Genomic DNA, 19540 nt, shown 5'->3' with positions numbered 1-19540 from the left:
CGCCTGCAACGGGATAGAAACGAACACCCATGGCCCAACTGACCCTTGATCGTGTTTCAAAGCAATTTTCCGACTCGACAGCCGTCGATGCGTTCTCGTTGCATGTGGAGGATGGCGAGCTGGTCTGCCTGCTTGGCCCTTCCGGATCGGGCAAGTCGACGCTGCTGCGAATGATCGGCGGATTTGAAGCGCCGACCAGCGGCTTGATCCGCATTGACGGTCAGGACGTGACCCGTCTGCCGCCGGAACGGCGACCGACCGGCATGGTCTTTCAAAGCCACGCGCTCTGGACCCATATGAATGTTTTCAAGAATATCGCGTTCGGCCTGAAACTGCGCGGCATGGCGAAGAGCGAAATCGCTGACCGGGTCGAGGCAGCGCTGGCCATGGTCGGGCTGAAGGATTACGGCCAGCGCCAGACCTATCAACTGTCGGGCGGCCAGCAGCAGAGAGTGGCACTTGCCCGCTCGCTGGTGCTGGAGCCGAAAATCCTGCTGCTGGATGAACCCTTTGCCAGCCTCGATCAGCATTTGCGCGAACGGCTGCGTGAGGAAGTGCGCGATATCCAGCAGCGGCTTGGCATTACCACCCTGTTCGTCACCCACGGTCAGGACGAAGCGTTAGCTCTGGCCGACCGTATCGTGGTGATGCGGGCTGGACGCGCCGAGCAGATCGCTCCGCCGGACCGGGTCTACCGCGAGCCGGAAACCGAATTTGTCGCAGGTTTCATCGGCCAGATGAATTTCATTCCCGGCATGATGCGCCGGGGCGCATTCACCCATATTGATCTTTCTCTGGCGGTCGATTCCGATAGCAATCCAGAGGATGGCGATGCGGTGCTGGCCGTTCGCCCGGAAGCCCTGCATTTGTCGCCCACCGACCGGGTGGACGCGGCCTTTGTCTGCCGGGCTATCGATTTCGGCAGCCATCTCATGGTCGATCTTCAACTCGGTGATGGCACGCGGGTAAAGGCCATGACCGATCCGGGAACCCGCTGGCAAAAAGGCGACCGCGCCGAATTGCAGGTCAGGGCTTTCCGGGTTTTTCGCCACAATAAGGTGATCTGTGTGTCCCAGACCGCCGAGCGATTAAGGAGTCTGGCCAATGTCTGACGGTTTGTTTATTGAGCGTGACGGTTTCAGAACCATGCTGAAATGGCATCGCGGTCATAAGCAGGCGGGTGATATTTCCTTCACGCCGGACCGGATCGCTGAGGGCATGGCGCTTGGTGCCAGCGTCGAAATCGATCTTGTCTGTCATGCCGTTGGCGGCCTAGCCGTGCTGCACGACGAGGTTTTGGACAAAGCCACCACTGGCCAAGGCCCGGTGCGTGCAGCCTCAGTGGACCAACTGCGCAATCTGTTCCTGCGCGACCATGACGGACAGCCAAGTGCCCATAGGGTTATGCTGATCGATGATCTCGGGCGTATTCTGGCCAGCATTTCCCATCGTGCAGGTGCCGTATTGCAACTGGACCTGAAGGAAAAAGCCAGCGACTTGACGCAGCAGGACATCGACGCTTTCGTTGCCGCCATCGGGCCGGTGCGTGAACGGGTTATCCTGTCGGCAGGTGATGCAAAAGCCGTTTCCCGCCTCGCAGAGGCCCTGCCCGGCCTGCCGCTCGGCTACGACCCCTGCCATGGCGGCGCCATTGAACGGTTGATGGAAAGTGGTGACTTCGTTGCGTTCATCGATGATGCCGTTGCCGCCATCCCCGACGCCGAGATGATCTATCTCGACCACGAGGCGGTGCTGTTTGCCGAGGATCGCGGTTTCAACATGGTCGCCGCCTTCCATGCTGCTGGAAAACGGATCGATGCCTATACCATCAACAGGGCGGACGAGGTATCGCTACCACGCGTCCTGCGGCTGCTGGCGCTGAAATGCGACCAGATCACCACGGATGATCCGGTCGGACTGCAAGCGCTGATCGCACTCTACGACAATCAACGGTCCATGGCGGGCTGAAACCCGGCAAGCAGCCAGGGATGCAACGCGGGCGTGGCGGCGAGAATGCCGCCTCCAGCGTCAACCGGCATTCCGCCAAAGCCTGTGACCAGGCCCCCGGCCTCGGTCAGGATCAGGGCAGCGGCGCCATAGTCGTGAACCTGCAAGCCATCCTCGAAAAACCCATCCAGCCGACCGCAAGCCACATAGGCAATCGAAAGAGCCGCCGAACCGAGACGGCGTACGCCAGCGGTATTGTCCATCAACCGGCGGAGTGCGCGGTGATAGAGCTCCTCATCGACGCTTTTCACTTGTCCGGGAACCGGCAGGCCCGCCCCGACCAGCACATTCTGGACATCGGCGACCGCGGCACAATGCAGTTTTTCGCCGTTCAGACAGGCGCCCTTGCCAATTTCAGCGCTGAACAGCTCATCGAGCATACTGTCATAGACCACCCCGCAGGTGATTTTACCCTGTTCGGCGATGGCGATGGTCATGCCGAAATGCGGCAGACCCCAGGCAAAATTGGTCGTGCCATCAATGGGATCAATATAGATAACCGGTGCATCTGGGCCGCCTCTACGGTTGCCAGTCTCTTCCTCGCCCTGGATGGCATGGTCCGGAAAGGCCTCGCAAACACGGGCAACGATCAGGCGCTCGACGGCGACATCGATTTCGGTCTGGTAATCGCGCGGACCTTTGTGAACCATCTGGTCAGCATAACGGCGGCGCAGCGACTGACGCGCCAGCGCTCCGGCTTCAAGAGCAATGCTGGCAAGGGTCAACAGGCGTGGAGAACTGTCAGGCGCGAGACGGTCGTGGGCGCTCAAATCGGTCATGGCACATTCCGGGATGTTTGGGACAATAGCCTCGATTCAGGGCAGAACGAGGTCGAATGGATGCCGAAACTTCGCGGAAATGGGAAGAAAAGCAAGTAAAGGATATATGACAGCCCGGCTATCCGATATGCCAGGTGCTGAGATAACCGCTCTCGGTATCAGTTCAGCAATTGTTGCTCGCGGCTGCGGGCCGCGGACAGTTCAGACGTGGTGTGATTGAGACGATCAGCCAGAACCCGGGTGATCTCCGAGGAAATTTCGGGAAAATCGCTCATCAATTTCAGAAAATTTTCCTTGCTGATTTTCAAGACTTCAAGCCGGGAAGCCGCCCGCACGGTTGCCGTTCGCGACACATCGCAGAGAATGGCGATTTCCCCGACGATAGAATTGCTCTGGACTTCCGCAACCTTGATTTCTCCGGCATCAGAATTGACCAGGACATCGGCGGTCCCTGAAAGCACGACATAGGCTGCGTCACCGACATCGCCTTGGCGAAACAGGTTTTGGCCTTCGCGACAGGTCATCCGGTCGGAAGCAAAAGCCAGAAGCTTCAGCTTGGCTGGAGCAATCTGGGAAAACAGCGGCACACGCCGCAACATTTCAACTTCGTCCTTCAGTAGCATTTGCGTCTTACCCCCTATCGCGCCTGATCACGATATTACGAGAGAAACTGTTTGAACATCCCGTCTTTGGCGGAAAGCTCATCGAAACTCCCGGTTTCGACAAGATTTCCTTTGTCGAAGACGAGTATCCTGTCAAAAAGACCACTTATATCCGCATTTGGCAAAACCCAGATGATCGAGGGCCGATGACCGTCGCAATGCAGGTTCTGCAGGATATGACCGACGATCTTATCCTGCGCCCGCTGATCGAGCGCCGACAAGGGCCTGTTGAAGATGAAATAATCCGACCGCTTCAGCAGCGCGCGCGCCAGATTGAGCTTCTGGCGCTGAACAGCGGTCAACCGCCGCCCCTGCGAGCCGACGTCGAAATCCAGCCCGATCGACAGCACGCTTTCGGCAAGGCCGAGGTCTGCAATAATGTCGCGGATGATCGCCTGTATCCTGTCGGAAGCATCGGCTTCACGCACAGCCAGTCGGCCAAACAGGACATTATCCATCAACGATGCCGACAGGGTGAACCGTTCTGCATCATGACGCTCGATCTTTTCCGCCAGATCTTCAGGAATTGCGGCATGGAACTGCTGGCGTGCATCGACGATCTTGTCCATCAACTCTTGCGTCAAAAGGCCGAAACGGTGGCGGGGTTCGATATAGGCAAAGCTGAGGCGGATAATGCTGCTGCGCTCGCTGGCCGAGGCTTGCGTTGCGGACGTGCCTTGAAGCTTTTGCAGCAAAGCCTCGTAGTCGGGAAGATCCTCCGCGCTCATGAAGGTCAATTGCTGGAAAAACGGATGGTCGGGCGGAAGGTCTCGAAACAGTTCGACTGCATTCGCCGCGATTTCAAGTCCCATTGCGTAGAACGCGTCGCCAATGCCGGTGTCGCGCATCACCTTGCGGAAATAGGGATGAGCCGCCAGCCCTTGACCATTGATCATCATGGGTTTCATCTTACCGAACAGCAGGTTTTCACCCACCGTCGCCTGGCTGTTATAGGCATCGGCCTCGAAGGGCACGACAATGTCGTCCAGATCCTCCTCATTCAGCCGACGCCGCAGGGCATGGCGGATCTCGACAATTCGTTCAGTCAACGCCTGATGGGCAAGCGTATCCACTTGCGAACGCAGGGCGAGATCGAAAATATCCTCCGAAATCGTCACCGCATCCAGAACCGGACGGATCACTTTCAACAGACCATCCGGCCCTTCGGCTCCAGCCGATCGATAATCCACCCAATCGCTGTTGAGATCGAGAAGCGGATTACCGGATCTCTGCGCCTCCAGAAGGTCACGTTTGTTTCTGCGCGCCGCCAGTCCGTCATAGGTGACATCTGTCAAAGGTGCATGTTTCAACCCGTAGAGAAGATTGTCCCGCAGAGTGCCATGGAAGAAATAAGCATCCGAGGACACGAACGAAAGCCGCCGACCGGTGACCGATTCCGGCATGGTGAGAATATCCTGGCCGCCAATGCTGATATGGCCGGATTCCGGCCATAGAATACGCCCAAGAGCTTCCGCAAGCGCCTCACCGCCGCCGCCGTTCTGGCCGACAATCGCAACCGTCTCGTTTGGGGCAATATCCAGCGAAACGCTATTGAGCAGGCGTGCGCCGCTATCATCGCACAGCACCAGGTTCGAGGCCACCAGTGCCTCGGAAAGCGGGCCGACCGGGGTGGCTGCAACCGTGTGAACCCGCGCATCGACCAATCGTTCAACATCGAATTGCTCGACCACCTGAGCATATTTGACCTGCACGTCCTGGCGGGCCTGATCCCAGTCTATCAACTCCTTCAGCGGGCCCGGCAGGTCTTTGTAGGCGCTAATAACGGCGATCAGCTGGCCAATGTCGAGCCGCCCCTCCAGCGCCATGTAACCGCCAATGGCATAGAACAGGAAGGGCGTCAGTTGAGCCAGGAAGTTATTGATGAATTTCACCATAAACTTCCACTGATAGAGATCGTAGCGGATCGAAAAAATCAGGCCGAGACGGGCAGCAATGTCGGCGCGCTCGAAATTTGATGTATCATGGGCATGGATCGTATGGATGCCATCGACGATTTCGCCAACCCGGCCGGATAATTGGCGCGCCGTCAGCTGGCGCTGGCGACCCAGCTCCAGAAGCCGTCTGCGCATGCGTGGAATGATAATGGCCTGAACGCAGACCATGCCGGCCGCGATCATTCCCAGCCAGACATTCTGAAGGATGATGAAGATCAGCGCCGTCAGCGCCTGCCCACCCAAAAGTGCGGGCTGGACGAAGGCATCGCCGGTAAAACCACCCAGCGGTTCGACCTCGTCCTTGATCATCGTGGCGATCTCAGCGGATTTGACCCGCTTGAAATGCACGGGCGGAAACCGCAGAACCCGATCAATCAGTTCGAAGCGAATCCGGCGCAGCATCCGCTCACCAAGCCGCCCCTTATAGGTATTGATATAGAATTTGAACAAACCGTTCAGCACGACAAGACACAGAAAGACGACGCTGAGCGCTATCAACATTTGCACTCGGTTCAACTCGAAACCGCGGAAGATTTCCATATGGCCAAGCCATGGCAAGTCGAAAGCGACATGCATAAACGGCTTTGTGGCCCCGGCCTCTTCAAAGCCCTGGCCCTGAATAGGGCCATTGACGATCTGCTTGGGCAGATCGAAGGACAGAAAATAAGGGATCATCGAAAGACCGACGATGCACAGGATCCACACCTGTTGCAGATAGGTATTCGACCAGATGTAACGCCCCAGGCTTTTTTCCATCGTCACTCGTGAAATGCAGCGCCTGTCGTCCCACGCCCCATGCCGCACGACAACGCCTTTCATCATATATGGCGCACTTCTCTTCGCTGTAAAGCGGTCAAGCGAAGATCCGTTGCCAACAATCCTTCACGTTGACGACTGGATCTCTATGGAACCTATTGTCCTGCATCCCCCTGATTTATTGCAGGAACCGGTCCATCATCGCTTGGGACTTTTTCTGCCCGTTCAGTTGTACGGCATCGCGATGTAGGAGAATCAAGCGCTCGGCTTCCGAAAGGCCGGTGCGATGCAGATCCGCTTCAGCTTCGTCACGCCGAAGTTCAGCCATCCGCGGGCCGGGTTGGAGAATCGTCACCCTCTGGCGAACCCCCCGCAGCTTTTCCTCGCCAAGGGTTATCCAGTCGCCGGCGCAGTATCCGGCAAAGGCATGGCTGGCCACCACGTCACTTGCGTATTTCTTGGTCAGCAACTGAAGCCTGACCACTTCATTGACCGCCGAACCGAAGGCTGAAAACGTCAACCGGTCGCGCAGCCCGACATTGCCGAACATCACATTGCCGACATGCAGGCCCAGGCCATAGCCGATAACGGCTACCCCTCTTTTCCGGCGCTCCTTGTTCAGGTCCGCCAACCGAGCCTGGGCGACACGCACGGCCGAAAGTGCTTTCTCGCAAGCCTGACGGGACGGGTCCTTGTGGCGGTCGCAAGGATAGACGGCCAGAAACCCATCGCCCAGGAAACTGAGGATCTGCCCGCCATTGCGGTTGAACGGTGCAGCGATCGCGTCGAAAAAATCATTCAACGTATCGATATAGGCCTGGCGGCCCTCTTTTTCGGCCAGCATGGTCGATTGGCGCATATCGCCAACCACCAGTGCGGCCCGGATGGTTTCACCGTCACCCCGGCGGATCTGGCCATTCAACACCCGCTTGCCGGCATCGCCGCCCAGATAGGTGGTCAGCATATTGTTGGAAAGTTTGCTGAGAACAGCCATTTTGGCGGCAACCGCCAGATGGTTTTGAATGCGCAGCAGCGCGGCAATCATCTCCTCGCTAAAGCCGTCCTTGGCATCCGTGGACCAGGAACCCAACATGCCCTGCACGGACTGGTCCCCGAAGGGCTGCATGAAGGCAAGATAATCGGTGACATTCTCCTTGCGCAAATCCTCGAAGATCTCGAATTCAACGGGGCCTTCGGCGGGAATGCGCCGGCGCAAATAATCGAGATCCCGGCTCAGCAATTGATAATAGGGGCTCTGCAAAAACATATCCGTATTGTCGGCATCGTGACGATAACCTTCAATCATCAGTCCGCTTTGTGGCCGCCAGGTAAAGCCCACAGCTTCGTAAAGAGGATGCAGCATGGCAAAGGACAGATGGACCCGAACGATCGGCAGACCGGCGGCGGCGATCCGGTCGCAAAAGCCCCGAACGATATCTTCGAGCGTGCTGCCGGAAAGGGCAGCCTGTGTCAGCCAATCGGCGACTTTCTCCATGAAGATCGCCGAGACCGGTGCGGATGCAGTCGCCATGAAAGGTCCTATCAAAAAGACGCGTCGTTAAAAAACAGGCCATGGCCAGGTTCACGATACTGAAATAGGGATCTCCTCCACTCCAGACAATGGCAGCCAACGTCCACGATGCCTTATATACAATATACTTCAACACGCTGGAATCGGGACGATGCTGTCGTTTTGTTTTCGCATCGGGTTTTCTGTCGGCGCAGGTTATGTCTTGCCAACCTCGGAAAGGTTGAGCGCAACGCGTGTCGCCTCATTCAGGATGAAGACTTTTAACGGCTCCGCACGACCGCGAATGGAAATTTCCCGGCCGGCGCTTTCCGGCACCGCAAGCCCCGCCAGAGTAGCGACGGGTTCGGAAATCACCAGTTGCGTTTCGAATTCCTTGGCCACCGATTCAAGCCGGCTGGCGACATTGACGGTATCGCCAATGGCTGTGAGATTACGAACGCTGCCGTAACCCAACGTTCCCACTACGGCCGGACCGGTATGAATACCAATGGCGATCCTGAGCGGTACCGTCAGTTCGTTGGCCAATTGCCGGTTCAACTCCTCCAGACCGGCAATAATACCGTTTGCCGCCTTCAACGCCTGGCGACACGCCACCTCGGGCGAGCCCGTGACACCGAAAAGCGCCATGGCGCCATCGCCGATGAATTTATCCAGTCGCCCTCCTGCCTCTTCCACGGCATGGCCGACCACGGCGAAATAGCGGTTCAGCAGAAAGACGATGTCGAAAGGCAGCCGGCTTTCCGTCAGCATCGTGAAATGTCGCAGGTCGCAGAACAGCACGGCAATATCGCGTTCGCGGCCGGGTATTACCTCATGACTGCTATCCACCGTGGCGCTTTGCGGCATCGCCACCATAAGCGGCATGACTGTGAGGTTCGCCTTGGGGCGAAGCTGGCAGGCAAGTCGCACACCGGGGCCAGCCTTGATCCGGTTCAACGTACCCTGCTCCAGCGTTTCAGCAGGCGGCAGCTGTTGCTCTCCATCGATAACCTGGACACGGCAGGTCGAACATTGGCCCTTGCCGCCACATACGGCATAATGCGGTTGACCAGCCAGACGGCTGGCCTCAAGCAGGGTGAAGCCACGCGGCACCCTGACCGTCTCGCCGTTCGGATAACGGACGGTGATCAGATGCGCCCGCTCGGTCAGTCTGCGGGCAATGCGCAAGGCGACAACCACGCCGATAGACAGGAAAAACAATCCATAAAGTGCCAGACGGATAATCTGGATCCATCCCGCTTCGCTTGATGTCAAGGCGGCCGGTTCGTAATAGCCTCCCGGATAACCGCTCAACCAGAAGGTTGGACTGGCAATCGTGCGGCCCATCTCGACAAAACCGAGCAGAGACAGGATCGGCAGCAGAATGGCCACCGTCAGGAAACCCGTTTTGGACCTTTCATACCATGGCCGGAAGCGCAGCCAAAAATGGACTCCAATACATCCATGCAGCCATAAAATGACGATGGCCAGCGACTGCCGCCATCCATCGACAGGCGACGTGCTCCACATGGAATGGACAACAGACTGATAGTTGTCACGCAGATGAAAGAGCGAGGAGGCAATCCTGGTCGCGACAATATGGTCGATGATCAGCAGCGGCACCACCAGACCAAGCACGATCTGCAACGCTTCGGATTTGGGCATAGTAAAGCTGCGGCGGATATAGACGGCGCGCAGGGCCAGACCCATATGCGTAAGGAGAGAACCGTAAAGCGCGACTGTGCCGGGGGGGGTACGCCAAACACCCAGAAACCACAAACGGGCGCGATCGGCGAAATCCACCGAAATCAACCCGGTGGCATGATTGGCCATATGCATGGCGAGGAACAGGAAAATCACCAGCCCCGAACCGAGCCGGGCCTTGCGTATCCGGCGTTCCGACCAGAGGCTTTTTTTGACGTCCACGGCCATAAGTTTCAGTTCTTCAAAGCCACTTCCCGAAGATCCAGCAATGGCAGTTTTCACAGGACCTGTAAATCACCGCCAAGTTTCCCGATTGATTTTATCGATTGTATGACCAACACGGAAATCAGGTTTCGCGTTTTTGCCCATGCTGACAGGTATCGAGTGCTGTCAGATATCGAGAACCATTCCGTCACGAGCCATAAGCGTCGCCGGAAACGCCTCCTGCGCCAACCGTTCCAGCAGCGCCATTTCGCTGTCGATCCGCCAGGGGGCGTGATGGAACAACAACAATCGGTCCACATTTGCCTCCTGGGCCAATTTCACGCCCTGCTCCCAGCTTGAATGGCCAAACCCGCGATACCGCTGCATTTCCGCTTCGGTAAAGGCGGCGTCGTAGACCGCAATATCGGCACTGGCCATCAGCGCCAGCGCTGTCGGGTCGAGTTCACCGGGTTGATGTTCTATGTCAAAAACCAGTGCCAACACCTTACCTGCCCATTCCACCCGGTAGCCGATGCATCCGCCCGGATGATTAAGCGCAAATGTGCCGATGGAAATACCAGGACGAGGCGTCAGAATATCGCCGGCCCGAAAATCATGAAACAGCAGCGAGGCCTTGCAGATATCCATCTTCACGGGAAAATATGGCGGGCTGACAAATTGATGGATCATCTGATCCGTCGTCATGCTACCGGCCAGGTGGCCGGACCAGATATTGACGGTGATCTCGGGATTGTAGATCGGCTTGAAAAAAGGCAAGCCAATAATGTGATCGTAGTGACAGTGGGAAAAAAACAGGTCGACATTGCTGGTCTTGTCTCCCATCATATCCAGACCGGCCTGACGAATGCCGGAGCCGGCATCGAAAATCAGCCTATGTTCGCCGCAGCGCACCTCGATACAGGGCGTGTTCCCGCCATAAACATCGAATTCCGCGCCACAGACCGGGATACTGCCGCGAACACCCCAGAATTTCACCTGAAACACGCTACTGTTCACTTTTATCCAAAGAGTTTCGGTCGCGGGATTAAGACGATTGGTTTTGGACCGGTTGCCAATACATCATTCCTGAAATTGCCAAGGATGCAAAGGAAAATGTCAGGTGCCTGTCCCAGCCCTGTCTCTTTCCGAGCATAACCTTTACCAACCATAGGGAATTGCGCCAATTACCATGACTGGTCGAAGGTTACTTCCTTGTTGTCATCCTCCTGACGAAGGTGGGAGAGAAAGCTCGCCGGTTGTGGCCTGCCGATCAGGTATCCCTGCACCTGATCGCAACCCAATCTTTTCACGCATTCGAATTGTTCTTCCGTTTCCACACCTTCAGCCGTTGTGGTCATGCCAAGACTGGCGCCAATCCCTGTCACCAACTCTGCGATTGCCAGGGCATCCGCCCTTGTCGTCACATCGCGGATGAAAGACCGATCGATCTTCAACTTGTCAAAAGGAAAGCCCCGCAAGCTGCCGAGCGAAGAATAACCCGTCCCGAAATCATCCATGGCAATCTGAATCCCGATCGCCTTCAGTTCCCTCAAGGTTTTCAGGGTCAGTTCGTTTTTGTCAAGCAAGACGGATTCGGTGATCTCAAGCTCTAGACGGCCCGCAGAAAGGCCGCTGATTTCCAAGGCATCCAAAACCTTTTGCACGAGCGTCGTGCTGCGAAACTGCACCGACGACAGATTGACCGCAATTTTGAGATGGCCGCGCCAGCTTGCCGCTTCCACGCAGGCGGTACGCAGAACCCAATCCCCAAGCCCATCAATGACCCCCATTTTTTCGGCGACAGGGATGAAATCGACCGGCGACACAGAACCGCGGCTTGGATGTGTCCAGCGGAGCAATGCTTCATAACCGCAAATCTCGCGCGTCGCGGTGGTCGCCAATGGTTGGTAGTAGACTTCCATTTCCCCGTTTTGCAAAGCCGTTTGCAAATCCGCTTCGAACGACTTTCTGTCCTTCAACCGTGTCTGCATCTGGCTTTCAAACACACAGGCATGGCTCGGCCCCAAAGCCTTGGCTTCATAGAGAGCAAGGTCAGCACGCTTGAAGAGTTCGTCGGTGTCCGGCTCGTCATTGAAGATTGCCACGCCGACACAGGTGCCGATCTTGATCGCCTGGTCTCCGACAAGGTATACAAGACCAAGTTCATTCATCAGACGCCTAGCAAAATCCATGGCCTGGTTCTCGGTCAGACCGGTGGACAAGATCGCGAATTCGTCTCCTCCCAAACGACAGACAAGATCGCCATGGTCCTTGATATCGACCAGCCGGCTCGCGACCATGCGCAGCAAGGCATCACCGATGTCATGACCAAGCGTATCGTTCACATCCTTGAACCCATCGAGATCCAACAGCAAGATGATGGCCGGCGGTCCGCCAGCTTTGGCCGATACCAGCCTTGCTTCCAGATCCTGACGAAAGAGGATGCGATTGGGCAGACCTGTCAGGGAATCATGGTGAGCGACATATTCAAGGCGATTATTTTGCGATTTCAGCTCCCAGGACGCCGCGCGCAAATCGTCTGTCAATCGTTGCATACGCCGATGTGCTTTATCCAGAAGACTGTTGTGACGCAGAAGCAAGCCGACAAGCACAATGCCGCACAGGATAAGACCGCCAGCAAGGGCGGTATAGATGAGATGAAGGTGCCGCAACTCGGCCTGGGCGGCACCAATCTTGCTGACGTCGGCTTCGAGAGCAGTCGATGCCAGCCTTGTCATCGGACCATCCAGAAGTTCCATTTTCTGCAACAGCGCTTTGATGGCTTCGAGGTCCAGCGTTCCGAACCGCCTGTTGAGAGTTTCAAGAACGTCGCTGAGCTTGGCGATCAGATCCACACGCTGCGGATCGGCATCAATGAAGCTCTTTAAATTGCCTTGCTCGAATAATTCCAGCCGGCTCAGCATGATATCCAGACGGAGACGCAAATCATCCCGGTCAAACTCACCCATGTCGAATGCGGATGTCGCCAGCCGGTGCTCAAGCCTCATATATTCGGAGAGGGTTTGACTGACGGCCCAGGAATCATTGTAACGGGCGAATTTCTCAAGCGTCGTTTGCCGTTCGGCTATGACATAGGCGATATACCCGGTTGCCATGACGAAACAACATATGATCGTCCCAAGAATACGCCTCACGCCGCGCCTCTATTCCACAATGAGCTTTGAAACCTGCCATGCCGATCGCATGTAATATACCTGACTTTGAAGCTGTTGGTCGCTGTCATAGGGATAGACAATGAAAAGTGGTCCTTTATCCCTCACTGGCATATAATTGTCGTCTCGCTTGAAAGCGAGCAAAACATTGAACCTATTGAAATCATCAAGCGGAATTGTTGTCACATAATCGTTCAGAGCAACAGCTGTCACCTTCGTTCCCTTGGCACCAACAAAATTCATCAGCGTTTTAAGTGGCACACCCTCAAAAGCCGTACGCCCTTCATACCACGGGTTCGTGGTTTTAATCACTGTAGAACCAATGGCTTCCAGCATGCCAAGGTCAAATGCAGCCCCTTCCGCCGTGTTACGGTTTTCAATATTGCCGGAAATCACCAGGATCGACTTGCCTTTCGGTTCAGCGAATGTTCCCGCCAGCGCCATAGAAATGGGAGCGACCGACAGCACGATATAGGCCCAAAGGCGGACGAATCTCATTATCATTCTCCTGACGATCAAGCGCTAACGCAAGGACGACAACGCCATTTGAAATTCGAAGAGCGTTTTGCCACAATTGTGATCGTCCGGCATGCTGGTTCGGTAACTTTTCGCTTATTTCATACAAGAGTTTACAAGTACAATAAAGCATCCAAGGGTGTTTAACGATGACAGGCCGCAACGCAGCGTATTGCAGATTGAAGCGCATCTTCACGAGAAAAATCAGTTTCCCGTCATCAAAGTTAAAGCCAGCAAGATGCGATCTCGATTCATCGGTAATTACTTAGTTCGAATACTATATGAGAAAATTCGCATGTACCAGAGGGGTCGTTGATTTGCATGCCCGACCGATTGGCGACGGTAATTTTTCAGATCAGCGACTGACAGACGGTTTGCTGAGCGCTCCCCAGCGTACGAGGCAATCCAAGCAATGTCCTGACGTGACAAGAATGATGATCTCTGAGCAGAATGACCTGCTAGTCCGTGCGTTCGAATGGCGGGCAATCCGCTCTACCATCGGCATGAATTACACATAATATCTTGTGATCAACGAACGACTCGGTCTGGCCGCCTGTGAATTCCTTGTATCGGTTATAATTCACAGAAGCAGGCAGAAAATTAAAGCACGACAGTCTCTTATGGGCGCTTGATAAATTCCCAAAAGAGACTGTCGTGCTGTATTCACAAGGATTGATTCCGAAGCCCAAGAATTGGCATTTTCCCCTGAAAAACTTCAGAGGATAGAAACGGCGAAGATCTTCGGACGATCTTCGCCGTCTGCCAATTACCAGAGCTTTTTGATAAAGTTCACTTGCAGATAATCACCCTTGAATGAATTCCTATTGTAGACATCCGTCAGGTATTTGATAGTCACGGTCGCACGCTGTGAAGGAAAATCAACCGCCACGATGGGACCGAGGCGTATGGATTTATGCCGCCGTCCGTCTGTGGCTGGATTGGCTGGAGACCCATCATCATCCTGAACCTGCCATTTGACATTGCCGGCAAGACCCAACTGGTATCGATTATACCGTTCCGTGACGGCGAAATCGGCAGAAAGATAATCACCGTCGCGATAAGTGTAACCACCCGTCGAGTCATCGCGGTCGAAATTGTGATTGTAGAAGATACGGGTCGAAAACTCCGTCCCTTCCAAAAGAATAGGACGGGTTCGATAGGTCATGGCAATGTTTGGAGACAGAACCCAGTTGCTGAAACCTGGATTGCCAACCTTCTCATTGTCGAACAAGCCCATTGGTATGGTGACCCCAACACCAAGACCCAGGGTGAAGCCAACCGGCATCGGCGGAATGAAATCAGCAGCGGGCTTGGGTTGGCCAGGAGCGCCAGGAGGCGGGCCTTCATACCAGCTCTTCGACCAGAAGAAGATATCGGAATAGGCGTCGAACCAGCCGGTATTTTTGGAAGACAGATTGGCTGGCGTTGTTTTTGTAATCGTCAGATCGTGCTCTCCGTAAACGAAGACCAGAGACGACGCCACTCGCCCGCCAAAAATCTCTCCGTCATAGACGTAGAGCCCACCCAACTGCCCCTGAAAAAGCCTTTCGCTTGTATCAGGGAACATCGAATTTCCGCTATTGTCTCGCAGAGAGTTCCGCCAACTGCCCCAACTGCCGCCGACCGCATAGAAGCCAGCCTCAGGCGGCAATTCGGCAGCCCTGATATCCGTAGAAGCGCCCGGTGTGGACGTCTGATAAAATTCGGCAGCAAAGGCCTGCCCACCTTGAGAAGCCAATAGACAAGAGCCCATCAGCAGAACCGCAAAATCTAACCGTCTATTTCCCATAAACTTGTCCCACTTTCCCAGCCAAAATAATAGGCCACCCCAAATCCGGCACCGTCGAATCGCTCCGGGATTCGCTCCATAGTAAATCCCAGAGCACCCTAACCGCCTCTTCTTGCTCCAAGCTTGCAAAGAAACATCGCAACTCCTTAAGGTAGAAATATATTTAAGAGGTTGCGTATGGAGAAGGGTGTTAAAGCAATGCTGAGCGCGTCACAAAGGGCGCACTCAGCCTCGCCTGGTTCGCTTCGTCTCAATGAAGACCGACCAATTCACGCTTGATGGTGACAGGCTCCTTCAAAGCCATGCCGAATATCGACCAGATGGCGAAGACGCCGGCTCCTAGCAGCGTAAAGCCTGCAAAACTCGCCATTGCCCCAACCATTCCGCCAGAGGCTGCGACGACACCGCCAACAACAAGGGGGCAAATGAACTGACCGATGAAAAACATCGACGTCCAGATACCGGAGGCCCTGCCCCGATAAACATCCGGCAACCGCGCCATGGTGAAGGCCAAGACCAGAGGCAGCGAAATACCGCAACCAATATTGTTGATGAACATGCCAGCGATTCCACCCATCAATGAGGTCTGGGTGTAGAGCAGGATGAAACCGACACCCTGCAACACCATGGCCGCCGACAAGAGCACACCGATGGAGCGCCGCGCCTGAGACCGGAACAACAGGGTTCCGGCGACGACGCCGAAAGAACCGGCAGCGCTGGCAAGACCAAGCACGCTTGGCTCGACAATGCCCCTCTCGGCAAGCAGCAGGGACACATGGACCGGCATCACGTAGAAGAGTATGCCGCAGATCATCGTCAGGACGAGGCAAACGATAAACCGCGTATTGAAAAGCCTGCCTTCAGCTTCCCGCGCATCCGCAGGCATGTCAGCCGGACGGCTCGATGTGGTCGTGCGTGACGGCTCAAACAATACCATCAGGATAAGCGGAATAAATAGCGCCGTGGCACCATAGACCAGGAACGGCACGCGCCAGCCGTAACCACCCAGAAATCCTGCCAGGACGAAACAGACGGTTGCGACAAACGAGGCCGACCCGAATTGCAGAGATAGCCAGTGCGCCCGACGTTCACCTGCGAAATAATCGCAGATCAGGGCCGTCCCTGCGGTCATCACCCCCGCTTCGGCGATGCCAACCACAACTCTCGACGCGATAATTGTATAAAGGCTATCCAGCCAAGCTGGCATGACGCCGGCAATGGCGTAAAACAGCATCGAATAAAACAGCAGTGTCTTGCGACCGATTCTGTCGGCGAGTATCCCGGCAAGCGGGGCAAGCAGCGCCACGAAAAGAGCTGGCGTAACAAGTGCGATCGGAGCAAGCAGCGACGCATTCGCCACCGAAGAAAAATGCTGGATGATCTGCGGTAGGACCGGCGCGAACAATGTCGATCCGATCGGCGCCAGCCAGGCCATTGAGATGAGTAGTACGCCTTGAGGTATACCGGCGGCTCTTTGCATGTCTATCCTCCTCCATAAATAACCAGATCTTGAAGACCGGTCCGCAATCCGCACACAGAAATTCGATGCGGGGCAGCCTGCCCTACAATCTGTATTGTTTTGAAATGAGGTTCCGCGAATTCAGGTGATCCAGTTCAACTTGCACAATCGCCTCCAAGCTGAGGGGTTGACCAAACCAGATCCACCTCTCTTGCAGAAGCTACCGCACCGAACGCATCACCAGTCACACCAAAGACGCCGCAACATTCTCAAGCTGATGAACAACCCCTCCTAAAGCCTAATCCGGCTCCAGGAATTGTGAACATGGCCATCAAGTTGAATACGATTGCTAAGCAGTGCTGCGACGTAATCTCCTCCCCTTCCCAACGCAACTGCGTCAGGACCTCCTCATTTCTTTGCATATTGAGGAATATCAAATCGCTAGTCAACAAAAATTATTATATTTTGATAATATCGAAAGGATTTCTAACTATACGTGCATTATTTCGAATATATGAGGCAAGCACAGCTGGTATAAAACTTTCAAAACCAACGGGAATTTAGCTTGTCAGCAAGGATTGAAGATGCTGGCAACAAAAGCATCGCCAGCCGCCGTTCAGTGGAGTCATCGAAATCGCTGGCACGGACGATCAGGCTGAAGCTGGCATTGATTGCCCCTTGCGCACAGGTGACGGGCACGGAAATACCAACAAGCCCCTGATCCACTTCGCCACGCGTCACTGTAAAGCCGCGCTTGCGGATGGCGGCCAATTCAGACGCAATATCGTCAAACGCCCGGTCCACGCCCTCCGCGCCTTTTATGATCTTGCTCAGCTTTGCCCGGGGCAATTGCGCCAGAATGGTTTTCGACGTAGCACCCCGCAACAATGGCATGGGCCTGCCTCGCTCATAACTGGTGGCGATATCGGTGGCGGGGCTACGGTCATCGGCAACGCAAATTACCTGGTCGCGATACAGCCGTGCGATAACCGCGACACAAGGAAACTGAACGGCCGACACAACGTCACGCAGCAAAGGCACGCCCTCGCGAATCAGCGGGTCGGAAAGGCGAAGACGTCGATCAAATTCGATAAAAACCGCGCCGAGGCGATAATGACCTTCCCGGGAGGGATCAAGAAACCCTTGCCCAACCAACTCGCGTACCGTGCGGTAGACTGTACTGCCCGGCACATCCAGCCGCTCAGCGATATCCTGTATGGTCCACTCGGACGTCTTCTCGTCGAATAGCCTCAAAATATCGACAAAGCGTCCCAGTCCGGCCATGCTTTTCCTCAGAAAGCTGAAAGAATCCCACTATCAGGCAATTTCTGACTCGCATTTCAGGCCTGGCAAGTCAATCGCCAGCCTGAAATGCCCTCTGATTTCCTGCAAAACCGTGGCACCCTGCCAGCTACCGGCACTCAAACTGTGCCGATAAATTGAGTTCTCCTCGCAAATTGGGGCGCGATTGAAAAATACCGGATCTGTTACGCTAAACTGAAATGCACCGACAGGGCTTTCCGGGCTCGATTGACCCGGCTTTTTACGGTTCCCACCTCGCAACCGCAGGCAAGAGCGGTTTCATCATAACTTGCGCCGCTCGCCACCATCAGCAGGGAACGCCGCGAGGCCTCCGGCAAATCTTGCATGGCCAGACCGAGATCGGCGTATAAAACCACCCATTCCTGTGGTGGCTCCATCACCATGCGCAGGTTCAACTCCTCATCCATTCCCACATGCTCGCGCTTGCGCCTGTTATAGGCCGTATAGAAGGCGTTGCGCATGATTGTGAATAACCAGGATTTCAACGCCGTACCGGCTCGAAACTGGGAGGAAGAGTTCAAGGCTCTGAGAATGGTATCCTGAACCAGATCCTCGACATCGCCATTGGGGCCGACAAGCCGTTTGGCGAAACGTTGCAATGCAGGTAGATGCGCCTCTATTTCCGTGTGAACAGCCGTTGTAAATGCCATCGCGCCGCCGGTACCAGCGCTGTTCTCGAAAGTTGCCATGAAACAGATCTCCTTCTGCGGGCATCAACGAGCACAGGGCCAGGTTGTTTCTGTACGCTACCGCACCAAAGAAATGTGACGTTTGCCACCAGGATCCTTTTCATGAAGACAAAAAAGGCCGCACACCGGCGGCCTTTTCTGGGGAAGAAACCTTTCGCAACGGCGAAAGGTTCGTCCAACGATCACGCTGCCTTGCGTGCGCTTTTCTTGTTGGCGCTACCTTCGCCTAGAGCCGTCAGCTTTTCGTCCGTAGCGATTTCTTCCTTCAGGGTCGCATCGAGCAAGGCGGCGGCCTCCTTCATACCGAGCTGCAATGCCCAGGCCTTCAACGTACCATAGCGGGCAATTTCGTAATGCTCGACTGCCTGCGCCGACGAAATCAAGCCGGCGTCAAGAGCGGGAGAGCCCTTGAAATCCTCCATGATTTCCTCGCCTTCGGCGATGATGCCCTGGATTGCCTCGCAGGTCTTGCCGCGGGCATTCTTGCCCAGAAGTTCAAAGACCTGTTCAAGCCGTTCGATCTGGCCCTGGGTTTCTTCACGATGATGAAGAAATGCGTTCCGGCCCTCTTCCGATTGCGCTGCGCGTGCCATTTTCGGCAGCGCCTTCAAGATTTGCTTTTCAGCAAAATAGATATCCTTAAGCGTATCCAGGAACAGGTCGTTCAATGTTTTCTCAGCCATTTTTTCCTCCGGGGAATGGTGCAATTCCTTGGCGTCTTTGCTGTGGCTTTCGTCTGGAACTGCGTGAAAAATCGGGAAGCATTTTGAAGGCTTCCATGTAAGCCACCCTTCCCAAACCAGGGTTGCAACCTAAAAGTTCCCCGAAATATCCAGCAGACGATCCAACGGGTGAAATGGCACCGTAAATAGCTGCTCAACGCAATGGCACCGAAATATTCAATAACACCTTCTTTGACAGGACTTGTTTGACCGGATTTGGGAACCCGAGCGGGTTTTCTAAGTTCAATGGGAAACCAGGCACGCCACACCATGCGTCCAGACCAAGACCGCG

Annotated in this window: 15 protein-coding genes; 2 read left to right on the top strand and 13 right to left on the bottom strand. The window is 55.2% G+C overall.

The genetic code is table 11. From position 1 onward, the window contains the following. Positions 1–29 precede the first annotated feature (29 nt). Positions 30–1112 carry an ABC transporter ATP-binding protein gene (locus G6L01_RS20470; protein WP_070165420.1) on the top strand — a complete coding sequence of 361 codons (1083 nt, stop codon included), beginning with the start codon at positions 30–32 and terminating at the stop codon, positions 1110–1112. After that, positions 1105–1968, top strand: coding sequence for a glycerophosphodiester phosphodiesterase (locus tag G6L01_RS20465; RefSeq protein ID WP_070165419.1), 864 nt, complete (start codon positions 1105–1107; stop codon positions 1966–1968). Before G6L01_RS20470 ends, G6L01_RS20465 begins: the two co-directional genes overlap by 8 nt. On the opposite strand, the gene G6L01_RS20460 is transcribed toward G6L01_RS20465, so the two are convergent. From G6L01_RS20460 to G6L01_RS20400, 13 genes are all read right to left on the bottom strand, one after another. Further along, positions 1947–2786 carry an inositol monophosphatase family protein gene (locus G6L01_RS20460; RefSeq protein ID WP_070165418.1) on the bottom strand — a complete coding sequence of 280 codons (840 nt, stop codon included), beginning with the start codon at positions 2784–2786 and terminating at the stop codon, positions 1947–1949. The genes G6L01_RS20465 and G6L01_RS20460 overlap by 22 nt on opposite strands. 158 nt (positions 2787–2944) lie before the next feature. After that, positions 2945–3409, bottom strand: a complete 465-nt coding sequence (locus G6L01_RS20455; RefSeq protein WP_012653944.1) for a cyclic nucleotide-binding domain-containing protein — start codon at positions 3407–3409, stop codon at positions 2945–2947. A gap of 35 nt (positions 3410–3444) precedes the next feature. Then, positions 3445–6159 carry an ABC transporter transmembrane domain-containing protein gene (locus tag G6L01_RS20450; RefSeq protein WP_070165417.1) on the bottom strand — a complete coding sequence of 905 codons (2715 nt, stop codon included), beginning with the start codon at positions 6157–6159 and terminating at the stop codon, positions 3445–3447. 178 nt (positions 6160–6337) lie between these two features. Further along, on the bottom strand, positions 6338–7690 hold the full coding sequence (locus G6L01_RS20445; protein WP_070165416.1) for an adenylate/guanylate cyclase domain-containing protein: 1353 nt from the start codon (positions 7688–7690) through the stop codon (positions 6338–6340). Positions 7691–7885: 195 nt separating this feature from the next. After that, the gene (locus tag G6L01_RS20440; protein WP_070165415.1) at positions 7886–9601 is read right to left on the bottom strand and encodes an adenylate/guanylate cyclase domain-containing protein; all 1716 of its coding nucleotides are present in this window, start codon (positions 9599–9601) and stop codon (positions 7886–7888) included. Between the two features lie 162 nt (positions 9602–9763). Then, on the bottom strand, positions 9764–10594 hold the full coding sequence (locus G6L01_RS20435; RefSeq protein WP_070165414.1) for an MBL fold metallo-hydrolase: 831 nt from the start codon (positions 10592–10594) through the stop codon (positions 9764–9766). 167 nt (positions 10595–10761) lie between these two features. Then, positions 10762–12693 (bottom strand): putative bifunctional diguanylate cyclase/phosphodiesterase, encoded by a 1932-nt coding sequence (locus G6L01_RS20430; protein ID WP_156584134.1) that lies wholly within the window; start codon positions 12691–12693, stop codon positions 10762–10764. A 48-nt stretch (positions 12694–12741) separates the two neighbouring features. Beyond that, on the bottom strand, positions 12742–13248 hold the full coding sequence (locus G6L01_RS20425) for a putative pterin-binding protein (RefSeq protein WP_070165412.1): 507 nt from the start codon (positions 13246–13248) through the stop codon (positions 12742–12744). Between the two features lie 784 nt (positions 13249–14032). Beyond that, positions 14033–15184 (bottom strand): SphA family protein, encoded by a 1152-nt coding sequence (locus tag G6L01_RS20420; protein WP_139190113.1) that lies wholly within the window; start codon positions 15182–15184, stop codon positions 14033–14035. 121 nt (positions 15185–15305) lie between these two features. After that, complete coding sequence (locus G6L01_RS20415) at positions 15306–16535, bottom strand: MFS transporter (RefSeq protein WP_081344089.1); 1230 nt, start codon at positions 16533–16535, stop codon at positions 15306–15308. Positions 16536–17057: 522 nt separating this feature from the next. Continuing rightward, complete coding sequence (locus G6L01_RS20410) at positions 17058–17798, bottom strand: IclR family transcriptional regulator (RefSeq protein WP_070165409.1); 741 nt, start codon at positions 17796–17798, stop codon at positions 17058–17060. 203 nt (positions 17799–18001) lie between these two features. Continuing rightward, positions 18002–18526 carry a sigma-70 family RNA polymerase sigma factor gene (locus G6L01_RS20405; protein WP_070165408.1) on the bottom strand — a complete coding sequence of 175 codons (525 nt, stop codon included), beginning with the start codon at positions 18524–18526 and terminating at the stop codon, positions 18002–18004. A gap of 182 nt (positions 18527–18708) precedes the next feature. Next, entirely contained in the window at positions 18709–19209 is a 501-nt protein-coding gene (locus G6L01_RS20400; RefSeq protein WP_070165407.1) for a YciE/YciF ferroxidase family protein, read from the bottom strand. Positions 19210–19540 lie beyond the last annotated feature (331 nt).

Source organism: Agrobacterium vitis, assembly GCF_013337045.2.
Classification (GTDB): domain Bacteria; phylum Pseudomonadota; class Alphaproteobacteria; order Rhizobiales; family Rhizobiaceae; genus Allorhizobium; species Allorhizobium vitis_B.
The sequence above is the reverse complement of the archived record's forward strand: the minus strand, read 5'-3'. Positions and strand labels throughout refer to the sequence as shown.